The organism is Arthrobacter sp. U41 (assembly GCF_007679325.1).
In the GTDB taxonomy this organism is placed as follows: Bacteria; Actinomycetota; Actinomycetes; order Actinomycetales; family Micrococcaceae; genus Arthrobacter.
The window spans coordinates 226720-244480 of record NZ_VEGI01000002.1 but is presented as its reverse complement, the minus strand read 5'-3'; the positions used below and the strand labels follow the sequence as shown (position 1 = coordinate 244480).

Sequence of the window (17761 nt, the reverse complement as noted above, 5' to 3'; positions counted from 1 at the left end):
GCAGGAATCATTCAGAGAGAGCGGTGGCCCGGTGGAGATCAGCGAGGAAGACCTCAAGCTCATCAACGCCCTTCAGATCGCGCCGCGGATCAGCTGGTCGGATGCCGCCGGCATCCTGGGCGTCCACGCGACCACCCTGGCCGCCCGCTGGGAACGGCTCAGGGCATCCGGCGCGGCCTGGAGCACCGCACACCTGATGGGCGATCCGAAGCAGATGTGCCTGGCGCTGGTTGATGTGGACTGCGAGATGGGGCTGCGGGCCGAGGTGACGGCCGCGCTGGCAGCCATCCCGGAAGTGGTCACGGTGGAGGAAGCGGCCAGCAACCGCGACCTCATGCTGACCGTCATCACGCCCACGCTGGCACGGTTCAGCGACATCGTGGTGGAGCAGCTCAAGGAGATCCCGGGCCTGACCAAGTACCAGACGGCGTTGTGCACCCGCCTGCACTCCGGCGGGTACGCGTGGCGGCTCAACGTCCTGGACAAATCGCAGCTGGCCGCCCTCCAGGCCTTGGCCGGGCCTGAAGCGGCCGGCCCGGCAACCCCTGCACACCAGGGCGCGCCGCTGCCGCAGAGCCACCTGGACCTGATCCCGTTCCTGGCCAGGGACGGGCGTGCGGCGGCTGCGGACATCGCCCGCGCCCTTGGGCGCAGTCCGGCCACGGTCCAACGCCAGCTGAACCGTGTTCTGGCCAGTCGGGTTCTTTCGTTCCGGTGTGAAATTGCGCAGAAGTATTCGGGGTTTCCGGTCAGCTGCCAGTGGTTCGCCAACGTTCCGCCGGGACAGCACGAGGCTGCGGCCGCCGAGCTGCGCAGCTTCCGCAACGTGAGGCTCACTGCTTCCACCACCGGCCGCACCAACTTCGTGATCCTGATGTGGCTGCATTCCCTGGCGGAGGTCCTCAACGCCGAACAGGCGCTTCAGCAGCGAATCCCCGGAATCGAGCTCGTGGAAAGCGTGGTGGTGCTCAACACTGCCAAGCGGGTCGGCTGGATGCTGAACCCGGATTCCACCGCCACCGGCGCCGTGGTGGTGCCGGCCGCCGAGCTGGCCCCGACCACCTAAGGCGCGGGGGAGCCGGGCCTTCGCGGAGGCGTACGTGGCCTAGCTGTTCTTCTTCCAGCGCTTCGGCCACTTCGCGTTGAACAGCAGGAGCCCCAGCAGGAGCGCGTCAACGGTCATGATCGCGGCCATGAGGTAGGCCCAGCCGATCATCATGTGGTGCTCACCGCCGATCGGCGGCACGAAGTGTGGGGGTGCATCAGAATGCCCATGACAATCTCCTGACTCGGATTCCCCCCGGCCACTCGATAGTTTTCCCAGTGTGCCACGGCGACGCCCCGGATGGAACGGCGCGTGCCGCCACCAATGTGGATTTCACGGAACTGGCCGCGGGGGACGCCGACAAGGCGGCCGAGCTGGCTCTGCACCACGTCACGAGCTTCGAAGAGACCATCCGGAAGGTGCTCTAGGCGCGAGGCCTGTGTCAGGCGCAGAATCGGAATCGGAAACGAGAGGACTCTGCGCAATGGCCATCGAAGTCCGTCCGGCGACTCAGTTCGAGGATGTAAAGGCAGTAGTGGGCCCCAAGCGGCCCGATGCCAACGTGTGCTGGTGCCTGAGCTACCGCATCCCCTCCAAACAGAACCTGAAGTTGCGCGGCCCGGAGCGCGGGGAACTGGTCAAGCAGTTGACGGGCCAGGACCCGCAGCCCGGAGTGCTCGCGTACGACGGCGGCGAGGTGGTGGGCTGGGCGGCTGTCCATCCGCGCGCCGACACCAGCTTTGCCCGCAACCGCAAGATCCCCCACGTGGACGACCTCGACGTGTGGTCGGTGTGGTGCATCAGGGTGCGGCCCGGTCATCGCGGCAGGGGAATCTCCCATCAGCTGTTGAAGGGCGCCGTCGACTTCGCCCGCAGCTACGGCGCGCCGGCCATCGAAGGCTACCCGGTGGACAATCAGGGCCACCACGTGGACCTCACCATGGCCTACGTGGGCACCCGGAAGCTCTTCGAAGAGGCTGGGTTCACCATGGTTTCCGGCACCGACTCCGTGCTCAACGGCTTTCCCCGCGTGCTGATGCGCTTGGACTTTCCGTGAGGCACGGCCGAGCCACACTCCCCGTGTACGAGGCCAAGGCGGACATGACACTCCCGTAGGCACCTTCCCTCGATGCTGCAACGATATTTCGTTCAGTGCAACGGTTTTCTTATCGACTCGCTCGTCACCCCTGGGGAGCCGCCGCCCTTGCGTTTATATTTGCGGACCGGAAACACAAAAGCATTGACTGTGTCTCATGTCACGCCTAATCTGGTGCAACAGCGTTGCACTGAATGCAACCCCAAAACCTTTGGTGGATACATGAGTAACGAAACTTCCTCCCCCGCCACACTTGCGGGACCGAGCGGCCCGGAGTCGAATAGCGGGCATGGCGGTAGTTCGTCCGCCCAATCAACGTTGAGCGGCTCAGCAGACCCTGGCGGCGGCGTCAGCAAGGAAACGCGCCGCCGGGTGGTCGCGGCGAGCTTTATCGGAAATTTTGTGGAGTGGTTTGACTACGCCGTGTACGGCTACCTGGCCGTTACTATCGCGGCGGTATTCTTCCCCGAGTCAGATCCCCAGACCGGGCTTCTGCTCACCTTCGCCCTGTTTGCGATCTCGTTCCTGGTCCGGCCCCTCGGAGGCTTCGTGTGGGGCCACATCGGAGACCGCGTCGGGCGCCGGACTGCCCTTTCCCTGTCCATCCTGATCATGTCCGGAGCGACGTTCTGCATCGCGCTGATTCCGGGCTACGACACGATCGGCATCTGGGCTCCGATCCTGCTCCTGATCATCCGCGTCGCCCAGGGCTTCTCAGCCTCCGGTGAATACGCCGGCGCCTCCGCATTCCTCGTGGAGTACGCCCCCGCCAACAAGCGCGGCCTCTACGCCGCCGTCGTGCCGGCAAGCACCGCAGCGGGCCTGCTTCTGGGCTCCCTGCTCGCGGGCCTGCTGACCACTCTGCTCAGCTCCGAGGCAATGCAGAGCTGGGGGTGGCGTCTGCCTTTCCTCCTTGCGGCCCCGATGGGCCTGATCGGGCGCTACATCCGCACCAAGCTCGAAGACACTCCTGTATTCCGAGAGCTCGCAGCAGAGGACCAGACCATCAAGGCCCCCGTCTTCGGGCTCTTCCGCAATCACTGGCGGTTGCTGCTGAAGGCCGTCGGCGCGGTGCTGCTCAACGCCGTCGGCTTCTACGTGATCCTCAGCTACATGCCGACCTACCTGTCCTCCGAGCTTGGCCTCGGGGCAACCGAATCCTTCCTCGCAACCACCATCGCGCTGCTGACGTACATCGGATTCATTTTCCTCACCGGAATGCTCTCAGACCGCTACGGCCGCAAGAAGGTGCTCATCGCCGCATCCATCAGCTTCATCGTGCTGACCGTGCCCGCCTTCGCCCTGCTGGGAACTGGAAACTTCCTCGTCATCGTCCTGGTCCAGATCCTGCTGGGCGCCATGCTCACCCTCAATGACGGCACCCTGCCCAGCTTCCTCGCGGAAATGTTCCCCACCCGTGTCCGCTACAGCGGCTTCGCGGTCAGCTTCAACCTCTCCAACGCGCTTTTCGGCGGCACCGCGCCCTTCATGGCCACCCTCCTGATCGCAGCCACGGGCAACGACCTTGCTCCGGCCTGGTACCTGGTCGCAGCGGCAATCATTTCCCTGATTGCAGTGGCACTTTCCCGCGAGACCAGCAAGGAACCACTGACCCACGGGTAAACCAACCCGTTCCAACTTTCCCCCTGAAGAAATCATCGAAGAAAGGCACCACCAAAATGACCATCACTACATCCGACAACGCTTCGTCCATCGCCGAGCTGGAGCGCCTCAAGGTCCTGAACAACGGCAAGAAGGTCAGCCTCACGTTCTCCGATGCCGAGTTTGAGCGCCGGCTGTCCGGCCTGCGCCGGATCATGGCGGAGAAGAGCCTGGACGCCGTCGTCCTGACGAGCTACCACTCCATCAAGTACTACTCCGACTTCCTCTTCACCTACTTCGGACGCTCCTACGCCATGGTGGTCACCAAGGATGACACCGTGACCGTCACGGCCAACATCGACGCCGGCATGCCGTGGCGCCGCAGTTACGGCGACAACGTGGTCTACACGGACTGGCGCCGGGACAACTTCATCTTCGCCATCCAGGAGGTGCTGCGCACCCGCGGCATCAACCCGCGCCGGATCGGCGTCGAAGATGATTCGCTTCCGCTGGACAACCGCAACAAGATCCAGGCGGCGTTTGAGTCGGCCACCCTGGTGGACGTCGCCCAGGCCGCCATGCGCCAGCGGATGATCAAGTCGGCCGAAGAGATCGAGGTCATCAAGCACGGGGCCCGCATCGGGGACCTGGGCGGCGAGGCCATCCGCAACGCCATCACCGCCGGGATCACCGAATACGAGGTCGCCCTGATCGGCACCGAAGCGATGGTCCACGAGATTGCCCGGACCTTCCCGAACTCGGAAATCCGGGACACCTGGGTCTGGTTCCAGTCCGGCATCAACACCGACGGCGCCCACAACTGGGCCACCACCCGCAAGATCCAGGAACACGACATCCTGTCCCTGAACTGCTTCCCCATGACCTCCGGCTACTACACGGCCCTGGAGCGCACCCTGTTCTACGGCGAGCCCGACGCACGCTCCCTCGAGCTGTGGAACATCAACGTCGAAGTCCACAAGCGCGGCCTTGAACTCATCAAGCCGGGTGCGGTCTGCAAGGACATCGCCGCTGAACTGAATGAGATCTACGTGGGCCACGGACTGTTGGCCAACAGGACCTTCGGATACGGGCACTCCTTCGGCGTCCTCAGCCACTACTACGGCCGGGAGGCCGGACTGGAGCTCCGCGAGGACATCGACACCGTGCTGGAACCGGGCATGGTGGTCTCCATGGAACCGATGATCACCGTGCTGGACGGACAGCCAGGCGCCGGCGGCTACCGCGAGCACGACATTCTGGTGGTCGGCGAGGACGGGGCCGAGAACATCACCAAGTTCCCCTTCGGCCCGGAACACAACATCGTGGGCGCCTGACCATCCCCGACCGGCAAGGAAGCGGCGCCACGTCCCACGTGGCGCCGCTTTCGTCCCCTGTACGGAATGATGGGATCACCATGAGTCCAGAAGAATCCCCTGACACCAACGGAAACGGCGACACCAAGGGCGCCTCCGTCATCGTCAACGCCATCGCCGTGCTGCGGTCTTTCACCGCCGATGAACCGCTGCTTGGCGTCACCGAGATCGCCAACCGGGTCGGCCTGCACAAGAGCACGGTGTCCCGGATCCTGTCCACCTTCGAGCAGGAGCACCTGGTGGAACGGGACCCGGAAACGCGTCGGTTCCGCCTGGGCCTGGGCCTGATCGCCGTTGCCGGCCCGTTGCTCGCGGAACTCGAGGAACGTCGTGTGGCCTACCCGGTGCTGCGTGAACTCGCCGAACAGACCGGCGAAACCAGCGCCCTGATGGTCTGGAACGGCAACGAATCGATGTGCGTGGAGCAAATCGCCAGCCACCACCAGATCAAGCACACCACTCCGCTGGGAGCCCGGTACCGGGACGCCATGAGTGCGTCCGTCCAGGTCTTCCTGTCGGCCGAACCGGCGGAGCGGGCCCGCGCCCTGCTCCGCAGCGGAACCATCACCTATCCGGGGCTGGATGATGCCGGCCTGGACAACTACCAGGCCAAACTCGCCGACGTAGCCCGCCGGGGCTGGGCCATCAACTACGGGGAATCATCCATCGACGAAGTGGGCGTGGCCGCGCCCGTGTACGACCACCGCGGCGACGTTGTGGCCGCTGTCCTCATCCCGGCCCCCCGGTTCCGCGTGTCCCGCGAACGACTCCAAAGCCTGGGCGAGGCGTGTGCCACGGCTGCGCACCAGGTCACCACGCGCCTGGGCGGACGTCCGCCCGGGAGCCCGGAGCGCGGGCCGCACTGACAGCCGGCCGGGCGGGAGCGTCAGGCGAGCCTCGCCAGCCGCGTGGCCAAATGCAAGGCCGCGAGCCGTCCCGTGTCCCGCGGGTCACCGCCGCACAGCTCGAAGATCCGCCGCAGCCGTTGATGCATGGACTGCCGCTCCAGGTGAAGCTCGCGGGCGGCGTGGGCGGTATTGCACCCGCAGTCCAGCCATGCGGCCAGGGTGTCGAGCAGCCGCGAATTGCGTTGTGCGTCATGGTCCAGGAGCGCACCCAGCTGCCGGCGCACGAAGTTCCGTCGCTGGTCCGGGTCCAGCGCCTGAACGGCGAGACGTTCGACGGCGAACACCTCGGCGTCGATGACGGGACCGTGCCCGCCGTCGGATCCCGGCCCGGAGTGCCGGGGAGAGTCCGCCAATTCCAGGGTGAGCTTGGCTTCGGACACTGACCAGGGAGCATCCGCAATCCCGGCCACCACCGGACCTACCGCGGCCAGCGTCCCGGCCATGGCGGGCAGCTCCATCAGGCCGGCCAGGAGTACCTGCCGGCTCGCCTCCGTAGCTTCTCCGGCCAGGCTGGCCACTGCCAGGAGCTCGGCGTTGTCGACATATGTTGCGTGGGACCGCGCTACCCGGGCCAGATGCTGTTCCACCGACGCCCGCAGCTGTTGTGAGATCTCCGACCTCACCACCACGGCGACGAGTGGGGCGGAGACCGGAATTCCGGCCGCTGAGGCCAGCTGCTGAAGCCGCCAGGGCTGGCTGCCGGAATCAATCGCGCGGATCAGCGCAGCTCCTGCCACCTCCCGCAGTCCGGGCGACATCCGCTGCAGCATGGCCAGCGCCAGAATGTCCACGGAGCGTTTCCCCGCTGTCCGGGCCAGGTTCTCGTCCTCGCCCGGCGGAACCCGGAGCAGCAGTTGCGCCGCCAGGATTCCGCGGACCGGAACGTCGATGTGGATCAGACGTGCATGGTCCTCCGGCGTGGGCGCGGACTCCGCCGTCGGGCCGGTAACGCCGGTAACGCCGGTAACGCCGGCGGCGCCGGCCGCGTCGGCGGCGTCGTGCGCCGGCGCTGCGCTGGCCAGGGTCGCACCCGTGAGCGAAGCCAGGGTCACCTCAGCGTGGGTGATGCCGGCGAGCACGGCCAGGATCCGGTCCAGGCTGCCTCCGTGCGCCAGTTCCACTGCCATCGCGTGGCTTGCCTCATCTGCCTGCCGCAACTGGGAGACCGACTCGCTGACCAGCGACGAGTTGATCGCCTGCATAACACTGACAAACGGCACCACCTTGCGAAGCTCGATCAGGGGAAGGCCAGCAGCTTCGGCAGCCGACACCATCGAGGACGGGAGCGAAGGGAGGGCGACGCCGGTTTCGATGGCCAGGGCGGCCACGCCCCGCTCTGCCAGCTGGCGGATGTAGGTGACGCGCCGCTCCTCGGAGGCGAGAGCGAGGGCTTCGCCTCCCGTCAGCAGAAGCTCCCCGCCGTCAAGTAACGGCGCGATGTCCAGAATCTCACTTGAGTGGATCCACCGGAGCTGGGTTCTGGCAGCGTTGCCCGCCCCCGCCCGGATGAGGGGATCAGCGGCCGTGAGGGTCGGGTGGTTGAGAACATCTTGAAGCCGTATTGGCATGACACTCCGTCGCGTAAGGCAGGTATTAATTAGACACATCATATATAGGCGCATGTGGCATGTGCCACATAATCTTGAAGGACCCCACTTACTCACGGAGGCTCCAATGCGTGAAAACCCCCCCAAGATTTCGGTCAGCCCCGCTCCAGCGGTTCCCGCCGGTCCAGTGGTCAACGAGGACCACGTAGACCATGAGGCCTGGCTTCAGCCCATTCCTGAGTCCCAGCGGACGCGGAAGGTTTCCGGTCAGTTCTGGATCTGGGCCGGCGCCAATCTCGCCCCGATTAACTGGGTGCTCGGCGCCCTTGGCATCCATCTCGGCCTCGGATTCGCCGATACTGTCATCGTTCTGGTTTTGGGGAACCTGATCGGCATGCTGCTCTTCGGATGCTTTGTACTGCTGGGCCAGAAGACGGGGGCGACCGGCATGGTCCTGGCCCGGGCGGCATTCGGCCGGCGCGGAAACTACCTTCCGGCGGCCATCCAGGCGCTGCTGGTCATCGGCTGGTGCGCGGTCAACACCTGGATCATCCTGGACCTGGTGATGGCGCTGTTCGGCACCCTGGGATGGGTGGACCCGACGGCCCAGAACTACGGCTGGAAGATCGGCGTCGCCACGGCCATCATGGCCGCGCAGGTCGCCATTGCCTGGTTCGGCTACAAGGCCATTGCCGCGTTCGAGAAGTGGACCGTTCCGCCGACCATCATCATCCTCGCGGTGATGTCCGCCGTCGCCTGGTTCGGGATGAAGATCAACTGGTCCTACGCCGGACCGGCCGGCAACATCCTCGAAGGTTCCGAGCGCATCGCCGCGATGAGCGCGGTCATGACGGCGATCGGTATCGGCTGGGGCATCACCTGGTTCACCTACGCCGCCGACTACTCCCGCTTCGTCAGCACCGAAGTGCCCAAGCGCAAGCTCTACCTCGCCTCGGTCCTGGGCCAGTTCATCCCGGTCGTCTGGCTCGGCATCCTGGGCGCCAGCCTGGCTACCAACAGCGGCGAGATCGACCCCGGCAAACTGATCGTCCAGAACTTCGGTGTCCTGGCGCTCCCGGTACTCCTGATGGTCCTGCACGGGCCGATCGCCACCAACATCCTGAACATCTACACCTTCTCCGTCGCGACGCAGGCCTTGGACATCACCATCAGCCGCCGCAAGCTCAACCTGTTCGTCGGCGTGTTCTCGCTCGCCGCCGTCGTTTTCTTCATCTTCCAGGAGGATTTCGCCGCCGTCCTGGACGCGTGGCTGATCGGACTCGTCGCGTGGGTTGCCGCCTGGGGCGGGGTCATGCTGGTGCACTACTTCTGGATTGAGAAGCGCTGGCCCAGCGACCCGGCCCGGCTCTTCGACGCCGTCGGCACCAAACGCCTCCCGGGCGTGAACCCCGCCGGCATCGCTTCCCTGCTCATCGGCATCTTCGCCACCTGGCTGTTCATGTACGGGCTGGTACCGGCCATGCAGGGCCCCGTCGCCGTCGCCCTCGGCGGATGGGACCTGTCCTGGCTGGCCGGCGGCCTCACCAGCGCCACGGCCTACGCCCTGACGGGCCCGCGCTACCACCGCAAGTACCTGCAGGTACCCAGCGCCGAGGCCACGCCGGTCTCCGTTTAGCCCCGCATCACCGACCTCCCCGCCACCACCACCGCCCCCGCCGGCCTCTGACCAGCACTCATCGAGGAGCACCATCAGCATGGACAAGTCAGTATTTCTGGAAGACCTGGATGCCTTTGCCTACCGTGAAGCCTTGGCATCCGGGGAGGCGATCGTCCTCATTCCCGTCGGGTCCCTGGAGCAGCACGGCCCCCACCTTCCGCTGGGAACGGACACCATCCTGTCCTCCCACTTCGCGGAAGGCGTCGCCCGGCGGCTGGGTGCAATGGTTGCCCAGCCGATCGCCTACGGGTACAAGTCGCAGCAGAAGTCCGGCGGCGGCAACCACCTCTCGGGTACCGTCAGCCTTGATGGCGCCACCCTGATCGGCGTGGCGCGCAACCTGGTCAAGTCCTTCTTCAACCAGGGCGTCCGGCACGTGGTCTTCATCAACGGCCACTTCGAGAACTACCAGTTCCTGTACGAGGGAATTGACCTGGCCCTGGACGAGCTTGGGATTGAGCCCGGGGCACAGCAGAGCGTGCTTCTGCTGTCGTACTGGGACTTTGTCAGCCAGGACACGCTGACGCAGGTCTACCCCGACGGTTTCCCGGGCTGGGACATCGAGCACGGCGGGGTCCTGGAAACCTCACTCATGCTCCACCTCGAACCGGCCCGGGTTGCCATGGACCGCCTGGTCGACGGTCCTGCCGCGGTCCTTCCGCGTTTCGACAGGCTCCCGGTGGTGCCGGAGCGGACACCCGCCACCGGTTGCCTGTCATCGGCCGCTGGGTCCAGTGCAGCCAAGGGCGGGCTGCTGTACGGGCAGGTGGTCGGAGATCTGGCCGTCGACCTCGCAAGCGAACTGGTCCGTGAACCCGCGCCCGCAGCTGTTCCGGTGTAGGCACAACGATCCACAGGGCAGTGCGAACTCAGGTGCCGCGGGGAGACTTCCCCGCGGCACCTTTGCTGTCACGGTGAATTTGCGCTCCTGCCCAGTTACCTCTTCGGAGGCGGCCCGGCTGCACTAATCTGGGGGAGTGGCCAGCATTCGAGAAGCGCAAAAGCAGATGACCCGCCGATTGTTGCTCGAGAAAGGGCTGGAGCTCTTCGAGGAGAAGGGGTACGCCGCCACGACGGTGGACGACATCGCCGCCGCCGTCGGCACCACCCGGGCCACCTTTTATGCCCATTACCCGTCCAAAGCCCAGCTGATGCGGTCGCTGGTGGAGCGGTCCAACGAGATGCTGACCGAGGCGGACGTCCCGCCGTTGCATGCCGTGGTGGAATCCGGGGACCGTGAGCTGATCAGGGTCTGGCTCGCCCGGAAGTTTGACCAGTGGGCCGAAATCCGCCCGTACGTGGTCGCGGCGCACCAGGCCGCGGCCAGTGAACCGGATATCCAGGCGGCCTTGGACCAGTGGTTCGACACGGCGATCGACGACATGCAGGCGGGCCTTGACCGGGCCGGACGGTTTGACCCGGCCGGCCGCCGGGTGCGGTGCGCGCTGGCCTTCGGCGAACTGGAGTTCTTTTCCCGGCGCTGGATGCGGCTCGGCTGGACCGTGGACCGCGAAGTTTCACTGGACCTGATGGTCGACAACTGGTGCTTCCTGCTGGCTGATTAAGCAGGAAGCACCAGAGCGCAGGCCGCCGCGGGGTCAGTCCGTATGGCGTTCCGCCGTCTTGCGCGTGGTGAACGGCAGGACGAGCCGGGACGGGTGGGCGGCGTCGCGGTAGATCTTATGGGTGACGGGCCGGCCCACCGGCAGGTGGAAGGCATCAGGAGGGAGCAACGCGTTGTGCTCATCGGCCAGCGGCTCGTCGTTGGACAGTTCCACCGTCAGCTTGTGCCCAGGCCGGAACGTATTCGCGAACGGGTAGAGGCGCAGCACGTATTCCTCGATCTGCCCGGGCTCCACCGGAACGGCGCGGGTGTGCGGGTGGACCGGGTTGCCTTCGGTGGTCCGCTCGTCGAGCTCGCGGTGTGAGGCCTTGAGGTAGCCGCTGGTGATGAGCTGGCGCTTGCCGTTCGGGGCGTAGTCCCAGAGGCGCAGGATGAAGTTGGTGTCCGGCTGGTCGATTTCGGCGAAGATGTGCGCGGCGCCGGTGCCGATCATCTCCGTGTCCTCCTCGAAGACGGGGGTGGACCAGCTGATGATCTCCACCTTGTCGGTGACCGTCAGCGGCGCCTGGTAGAAGCCGTCCGGGGCGGCGTACTCGGCCCCCATCAGCTCGGGCTCGGTGGACAGCAGGCGGCGTGGACGCAGGTAGAGGTTCGTGTACTCAATGTCCTTCGGCGGCCACTGGTCAGCGGTCACCACCTCGCGGGAGCCCTCCACGAAGACGCTGACGGCAGGCTCGTCCATGACGCCGTTGTCGATGCCCTTGATCCAGTAGTCGTACCACCGGAACATCTTGTCGTGCTCCTCGATGAAGGGGCGGGACTGCATCGGCGGGTACGGGCCGATGTCGAGCTTTTTGGGGCCCTTCAGCTCGTTGAACAGCTCGATGGTGCCGTCCAGGGTCCAGCCGCGGCCCTGGTCGAGCTGCAGCCACACCGGGATGTCAATGTTCGGGGCCAGCGTGATGGGATTACGCTCCTCGTACCAGTCCCCGTCCAGCTGGTTCATCACAATGTCGAACCAGGCCTCATGGTTCTTGGGGTAGTTCAGCACGTGCACCAGGTTCGGCCAGGCGGCGACGTCGGGATCCTCAAGGCGCTTGGCCACGAGCTTCTTCAGCTCCTCGGGGGAGTACTTCTCGATCATGCGGGACTTGACGCCGTCGGTGAACGCCCAGCCGGAGTCGCCGCCGCGGCCCTCGCGGGCGGCACGGGGCATGAACCACATGATGCCGCCGTGATAGGTGGTTTCGTAGAAGTCGTAGTGGCCGCCGCTGACGAAGATCGCCTTCAGGGACGGCGGGCGCTCGGCCGCGGCCAGCACCTGCATGGAGCCGAAGTAGGAGATGCCGACCATGCCGACATTGCCGTCGCACCACGGCTGCTCGGCCACCCACTCGATGAAGTCGTACGCGTCCTGGCCCAGCGAGACGCCGCCGGCGTTGTAGTTGCCGATGTGCTCGCCGCCGGAGTGGCCGGAGCCGCGCAGGTCGCCGATGACGTGGACGTAGTCCTCCTTGACGATGCGGGCGATGTCGCCAGCCTCGATGCAGCCGTCCCACATTGGGCTGGGGCGCCGCTGCGGCGGGGTGGTGAGGGCCAGCGCCTGCAGTTCCTTGCCGTAGGGGCTCAGCGCCACCAGCGCCGGGCGCGGCTTGTCATCAACACCCTGGTAGGCGTCCGCGGCGAGCTCGACGCTGTCCCGCATCGGGACGCGGAGGTCCTTGCGGATGGCGATCTTTGCCCCGCCGGCGTCGATTGTCTGATACTCATTCATGATTGCGAAGCTCCTCAGTTAAGACGTCTGGTTGAACTGCGTGAGATGGCCGTGCATCGTGCTGAAGAAGGGGGACGGTTCCAGCGTGGGGTCCCCCGTGTAGCCGAGCTCTTCGGCCACCGGGGCAAACGGGGAATACACCGACTCGGTCTCCTGCAGGCCCCCGCGCAGGTACCGGCGGGCGGCGTCGTCGATCCTGGCCCCAAGGTCCAGGCTGCCCTGCAGGGCATTGCGGGCCGCCTCACGGTCCAGTTCGACGCCGAACGGGACGCCGTCCGCGCCCCGGTAGGGGTGGCCGAGGTACAGGTGCTGCGGGCGGACCTCGTCGCGCAGGTACCGGAGGCTCGCGCGGTAGGCGGCCGGATCCTCGTAGCCGGGGAAGCCGTTGGCCGCCCCGTGGATCTGCACGGCGTCGCCGACGAAGACCGACTGCTGCCCGTCCACGACGTAGGCCACGGACCCGGGAGTGTGGCCCGGGATGTGGTGCACGGAGACGGTGACGTCCCCGCCCAGGGAGATGGTCTCGCCGCCCTTCACCAGCATGCTGGGCTCCATCTCGCCGGAGATGACATGGCTTGCTGCCTTCGTCTGCTCCGCCACGGCGTGCGGATTGTGGATGTACTGCTGGCGCACGTCCACGTACTGGTCGACGTGTGCACGACGGGACCGCAGCAGGTGCGCGTCGGCCTCATGGATCACGACGTTGGCGCGGCGGCCCGTGAGCTCCCACAGGGCGTGCGCACCGCCGAGGTGGTCGATGTGTCCGTGGGTCAGCAGGATCCAGCGCACGTCCTCGATGCTGCGGCCCAGCTTCTCGAGCGAGGGGACCATGCCTTCGGCGGGCGACGAGGCGATGCCGGTGTCCACAATGGCCGGTTCCGGGGCGTCGATGAAGAAGCTGTAGAGACCGAAGCGGCCCCAGGGCGAGACCAGCGGATGGACAGCGACTGGTCCAGTCATTGTGCAGCTCTCCCGTTCAGGAAGTCACCCGTCTCCTGGAAGGCCCGGTAGAACTCCGGGATCCAGGAGAAGTTCTGGACGAAGCCGTGGTTGGCCCCTGCATAGCGGCTGACGGTCGTGTTCACGCCGGCATCCGCCAGGCGCTGGCCATAAAGCTCACCTTCGTCCCGCAGGGGGTCAAACTCGGCGGTGATGATGAGTGCAGGCGGCAGGCCGGCGAGGTCTGCCCTCTTGATGGGTGAGACGAGGGGATCCGCCGGATCCGCCCCGCTCTCAAGGTAGGAGGAGTTGAACGGCAACAGGCCCGCCGTCTCCAGCCCGTACCCCTCGGCGTTCTCCCGCAGCGAGGCGTAGCGATCGACGTCGAAGTCGAGGTCCAGCGACGGGTAGAACAGGACCTGGTGCGTGAGATGGGGGAACCCGTCGTCGTGCGCCTTCGCGGCGACGGCCGCGACGAAGTTGCCGCCCGAGCTGTCGCCGGCGATGGCGAGGTTCTTCCCGTCCCATTTCAGCGACCCGCCGTGCTCCGCCGCCCAGCGGAGCACCCCGTAGCAGTCGTCCAGGCCGGCCGGAAAGGCGGCCTCGGGGGCCAGGCGATAGCCGACGGAGACGACCTTGTAGCCGGTTTCCTTGGCCAGGGACCGCGCGACGTGATCGTGGGTGTCCAGGCTGCCCAGGAAGAACGCGCCGCCGTGGACGTACACCAGCAGGCCGTAGGCATCGGCCTCAGCCGGGGTGTAGATCCGCACAGGCACCTCGCCGGAGGGCGTCTCCGCTGTGAGGTCCTCCACTGCGTGCTGCGGCAGCCGGCCCTCGAGCGGGGCGACCTGCGCAGCCTCGCCGGTGCGCATGGCCGCCGGATTCAGCGGCGAACCATCGGGTGCCGGCAGGGTGCTGAGGATTTTTGCGATTTCGGGATGAATTGTCATGGCGTTCAGGCCTTCGCCGGAGCTGCTGCGCTGACGCCGGCAGGCTTCTGGGACGCGGGTTTCTGCCCCGGGAATACGTCGTTGACCTCTTCCTCGCTCCACCCCTGGCGTGAGATGCGCTGCAACTCGTCGGTCACCGGCTTGCGGGTTGCCTGGAACAGGGCCAGCGCCTCCTTGACCGAGCCGGCCTGGGCCAGTGCGTCGGCCAGCGCTCCGGCGTCCTCGATGGCGGAGTTCGCGCCCTGGCCCTGATGGTGCAGCATGGAGTGCGCCGCATCGCCCATCAGGACAACGGAGTCGGTGTGCCAGCTGTCCACAGGGTCGATGTCGTAGACCGCGCGGATGTTGACGGTGTCCATGTCCAGGCCGCGGGCAATCGCCACGATCCGCTCATCGAAACCTTCCACCGTCTTCAGGAGTTCGTCCTTCGTAATGACCGGCGCCCAGGTCCCGTCCGGACTCAGGGCGGTGATGTCGAAGGACATCTGGTTGCGGTGCCGCAGCGGCAGCAGGTAGACCTTTGTGCCCCTGCCCATGTACATCCGCAGGTTGTCGTCGACCACCATCCCGTAGGCGTCGTCGGCGGAGATCACCACCCGGTAGGCGTGCTCGCCGGAGAACACCGGGCCCTTGCCGCTAAAGAGCTGCTCGCGCACCGCGGACTTGATGCCGTCGGCACCGACCACCAGGTCGGCTTCGACCGTCTTGCCGTTGGCGAAGGTCAGGACGGAGTGGCCGCCCTTGTCCTCGATGGTCTCCAGCCTGTGGCCCAGCTGCACCATTCCCTCGGGAAGCACGCCGAGCAGGGCCTCGATGAAGTCGCGGCGGTGGATGAGGTACGTCTGCTTCTCGTCGCCGAACTCCGGCCACGTGTCCTTCATGATCGGCTCGCCGGTGGCCGTGAGGATCTCAAAGTAGTCGCTCGCCGAGCTCACCTTGGCGACCGCGTCGAAGATCCCCCACTGGCGGAACCGGGCCATGGTGGCAGGACGCAGGCCGATGCCGGCGCCGACCTCGCCCATCTGGGGAGCCTGCTCGTAGACCGTGACGTCCGCACCGGGCAGGCTCAGGGCCTTGGCCGCCGCAGCGCCGCCGTAACCTGCGCCGACGACGGCGATCTTGAGGTTCTTGATGTCTTCAGCCTTCATGGTTTCATCTCTCTCTTGACTCTTTCGTGGCCCGGGCCATGTCTGGCGGAACGGGTAAGTTGTGGGTGGCTTGTCCGCAGGTCAGGCCTGGAGGGACAGGAATTCGGCCGGATTGTCCTCTAGCAGCAGTTTGATGGTGGCGTCGTCGATACCGGCGGTGCGCATGTCGGGGATCATGTCCTCGAAGATGTAGTTGATGGTGTGGCCCTTGACGCCCGGCCAGCCCAGCGGGCTGCAATTGGCGTCGGCCGAGACGAGGAGCTTGTCCGCATAGCCCTTGTTCACCAGGTTGACGAAGTGCTCCATGCGTTCGGCGCGCTTGCGGCCCCAAAACGGCGGATCCGGCAGCTCGAGGTCGTAGCCGAAGGTGTCGAAGCCGATGCGGCCGCCCTGCTCGTAGATCCAATCGTGCGGGGTGATCGGAGCGTTGAGGCCGTCGTCGGCGTGGCCGAAGAGCACGCGGTCCAGCGAAAGGCCCTCTTCGTTGAAGATGGTCACGGCCGGTTCGGGATCAATGGCCAGGTGGGTCAGGATCGGCGCGCCGGTGACGACGGCGGCGCGGGCCGCAGCGCGGTAGATCCGCCTGTCGAGGTCCGTCATGCGTCCGCCCCGGCTTACGCCGACCTTGATGACGCCGGCCTTCGCACCTGTGTTGCCGATGCCGACGGTGATCTCATGGATGAACACCTTGGCGAGGTAGTCCACGGTGGCGCGGGAGAAGTGCGGCAGGGCTGTGTCGCCGCCGACGAAGCCGGTGCAGGCCACGATGTGCACGCCCGTCTTGGCGGACAGGGACTTGTAGTAGTCCACGTCGCGGCCGTTGCAGATGCCCGTGGCGTCCACAAAGGTCCCGCCGCCGTTTTCGCGGAATTTCCGCAGCTTCGGCACGGTCTCCTCGTAGGCCTGCTCAGGCGACTTCCACCATGTGGTGTCCAATTCGGAGCCGGGCATGCCGTACCCGATGTGTTCGTGGACCGCCACGATTTCCAATTCTTCGGCCGGGATGGTTCCCAGCACGGTGTTAACCTTTGTCATTCGTTCACCTCAGGGGTTTGAAAGTTTGTTGAGCGGGGGCCGGCGCGTTCCTAGCGAACGGTCAGCAGGTTGCGCGGGTTGTCCACGAGGATGCGCCGGGCGTCCTCGTCGCTCAGGCCGTGCGCCTTGAGGAAAGGCACGAACGTGGACACGACGTGGCTGAACGGCAGGTCGTAGTCCGGCTGTCCCTTGGCCACGCCGATCGAGTTGCCCGACAGGATGATCTTGTCGGCATGGCCGGCCTTGACGAGCCCGAGCACCAGTTCGGCGCGGTCATGGTCGGTGAGGTAGCCGGCGTGGTCGTTCAGGCCCACGTTGTCGATGCCGACGAACGCTCCGCGGCCAGCCACCCCGAGGGCGGCGCTGTCGGCGTCCTTGCGGTCGAGGCCGCCGACGAGCACCCGGTCGGCCGGGAGCTCTTCGTCGAGGACGATGTCGAGGTCGTGCAGCGCGTCGGCACCAAATCGGATGGACACCGGGATGCCGGTCTTCAAGGATGTTCTGGCTGCACCGCGGAACAGGCTCTCCTCGGTGGGCGTCATGCCGGTCCGGGCGGCCGTGGTGGTCACCAGCCCGGCGGCGCCGCGCCGCTCGACGCGCGGAACCACCATGCCCTCGGTGACTTCCTTGCTGAAGAGGTCGGCGAACTTCCCGGCAGGCCACGGCGTCGGCGGGTTGGTCTGCGGCGTCAGGAAGTAGCCGCCGAGCATCTCCTCCGGACCCATGCCGGTCGAGGCCACGATGTGCACCCCGGTTGAGCGCGACAGCGCCTCGTACAGTTTCACGTCGCGGCCGTGGAACATGCCCGTGCTGTCCACGATCGTCCGTCCGCCGTGCTCGCGGAAACCCGCCAGCTTCCCGGCCAGGATCTCGAAGATCTCCGTCCGGTCCATGGAAATGTCCGGGGCGTACTGGGCGCCAGGAATTACCGACAACAGCGCCTCATGGACGGCAACCACACCCAATTCCGAGGCTGGGATGGGCCCAAGGACCGTGTTGACGGTTTGTCCGGTGGGGGCGTGGAACGTATCACCGGCGGCGACGGGTGGGGTGTGACTCACTGGCTTCTCCCTTGAAGATCGGTGCTGGATGCAGGGGGACG

General features: G+C 66.2%; 15 protein-coding genes and 1 pseudogene. 9 read left to right on the top strand and 7 right to left on the bottom strand.

Going from position 1 to position 17761, the window contains the following annotated elements; genetic code table 11:
• Window positions 1–31: 31 nt before the first annotated feature.
• From FS787_RS09895 to FS787_RS09870, 6 genes and pseudogenes are all read left to right on the top strand, one after another.
• Complete coding sequence (locus tag FS787_RS09895) at window positions 32–1066, top strand: Lrp/AsnC family transcriptional regulator (protein ID WP_144672262.1); 1035 nt, start codon at window positions 32–34, stop codon at window positions 1064–1066.
• 323 nt (window positions 1067–1389) lie between these two features.
• Window positions 1390–1473: pseudogene (locus tag FS787_RS18250) on the top strand (GntR family transcriptional regulator); the annotation flags it as partial.
• A 56-nt stretch (window positions 1474–1529) separates the two neighbouring features.
• On the top strand, window positions 1530–2102 hold the full coding sequence (locus FS787_RS09885; protein ID WP_144672261.1) for a GNAT family N-acetyltransferase: 573 nt from the start codon (window positions 1530–1532) through the stop codon (window positions 2100–2102).
• A 261-nt stretch (window positions 2103–2363) separates the two neighbouring features.
• Entirely contained in the window at window positions 2364–3764 is a 1401-nt protein-coding gene (locus FS787_RS09880) for an MFS transporter (protein WP_144672260.1), read from the top strand.
• A 56-nt stretch (window positions 3765–3820) separates the two neighbouring features.
• Entirely contained in the window at window positions 3821–5077 is a 1257-nt protein-coding gene (locus tag FS787_RS09875) for an aminopeptidase P family protein (protein WP_144672259.1), read from the top strand.
• 80 nt (window positions 5078–5157) lie between these two features.
• The gene (locus FS787_RS09870; RefSeq protein WP_144672258.1) at window positions 5158–5982 is read left to right on the top strand and encodes an IclR family transcriptional regulator; all 825 of its coding nucleotides are present in this window, start codon (window positions 5158–5160) and stop codon (window positions 5980–5982) included.
• 20 nt (window positions 5983–6002) lie between these two features.
• Here the strand turns inward: FS787_RS09870 and FS787_RS09865 are convergent, their stop codons facing one another.
• Entirely contained in the window at window positions 6003–7592 is a 1590-nt protein-coding gene (locus FS787_RS09865; RefSeq protein WP_144672257.1) for a PucR family transcriptional regulator, read from the bottom strand.
• A gap of 106 nt (window positions 7593–7698) precedes the next feature.
• Between FS787_RS09865 and FS787_RS09860 the strand changes: the two genes are divergently transcribed.
• The 3 genes from FS787_RS09860 (at window position 7699) to FS787_RS09850 (ending at window position 10814) form a co-directional block, all read left to right on the top strand.
• Window positions 7699–9207: a cytosine permease gene (locus tag FS787_RS09860; protein WP_144672256.1), complete on the top strand. Its 1509-nt coding sequence runs from the start codon at window positions 7699–7701 to the stop codon at window positions 9205–9207.
• Between the two features lie 79 nt (window positions 9208–9286).
• The gene (locus FS787_RS09855) at window positions 9287–10090 is read left to right on the top strand and encodes a creatininase (protein ID WP_144672255.1); all 804 of its coding nucleotides are present in this window, start codon (window positions 9287–9289) and stop codon (window positions 10088–10090) included.
• 136 nt (window positions 10091–10226) lie between these two features.
• Window positions 10227–10814 (top strand): TetR/AcrR family transcriptional regulator, encoded by a 588-nt coding sequence (locus tag FS787_RS09850; protein ID WP_144672254.1) that lies wholly within the window; start codon window positions 10227–10229, stop codon window positions 10812–10814.
• 33 nt (window positions 10815–10847) lie between these two features.
• Here FS787_RS09850 and FS787_RS09845 read toward each other — a convergent pair whose 3' ends face one another.
• The 6 genes from FS787_RS09845 to FS787_RS09820 all read right to left on the bottom strand — a co-directional run bounded on the left by FS787_RS09845 (window position 10848) and on the right by FS787_RS09820 (window position 17720).
• A complete protein-coding gene (locus FS787_RS09845; protein ID WP_144672253.1) occupies window positions 10848–12587 on the bottom strand; it encodes a CocE/NonD family hydrolase in 1740 nt (579 codons plus the stop codon).
• Window positions 12588–12605: 18 nt separating this feature from the next.
• Window positions 12606–13547: an MBL fold metallo-hydrolase gene (locus tag FS787_RS09840; RefSeq protein ID WP_144672252.1), complete on the bottom strand. Its 942-nt coding sequence runs from the start codon at window positions 13545–13547 to the stop codon at window positions 12606–12608.
• A complete protein-coding gene (locus tag FS787_RS09835) occupies window positions 13544–14476 on the bottom strand; it encodes an alpha/beta hydrolase (RefSeq protein ID WP_144672251.1) in 933 nt (310 codons plus the stop codon). The genes FS787_RS09840 and FS787_RS09835 overlap by 4 nt, the downstream gene beginning before the upstream one ends.
• 5 nt (window positions 14477–14481) lie before the next feature.
• Window positions 14482–15624, bottom strand: coding sequence for an NAD(P)/FAD-dependent oxidoreductase (locus FS787_RS09830; RefSeq protein WP_144672250.1), 1143 nt, complete (start codon window positions 15622–15624; stop codon window positions 14482–14484).
• A gap of 81 nt (window positions 15625–15705) precedes the next feature.
• The gene (locus tag FS787_RS09825; RefSeq protein WP_144672249.1) at window positions 15706–16659 is read right to left on the bottom strand and encodes a phosphotriesterase; all 954 of its coding nucleotides are present in this window, start codon (window positions 16657–16659) and stop codon (window positions 15706–15708) included.
• 50 nt (window positions 16660–16709) lie between these two features.
• Window positions 16710–17720 carry a phosphotriesterase gene (locus tag FS787_RS09820; RefSeq protein WP_144672248.1) on the bottom strand — a complete coding sequence of 337 codons (1011 nt, stop codon included), beginning with the start codon at window positions 17718–17720 and terminating at the stop codon, window positions 16710–16712.
• Window positions 17721–17761: the final 41 nt, after the last annotated feature.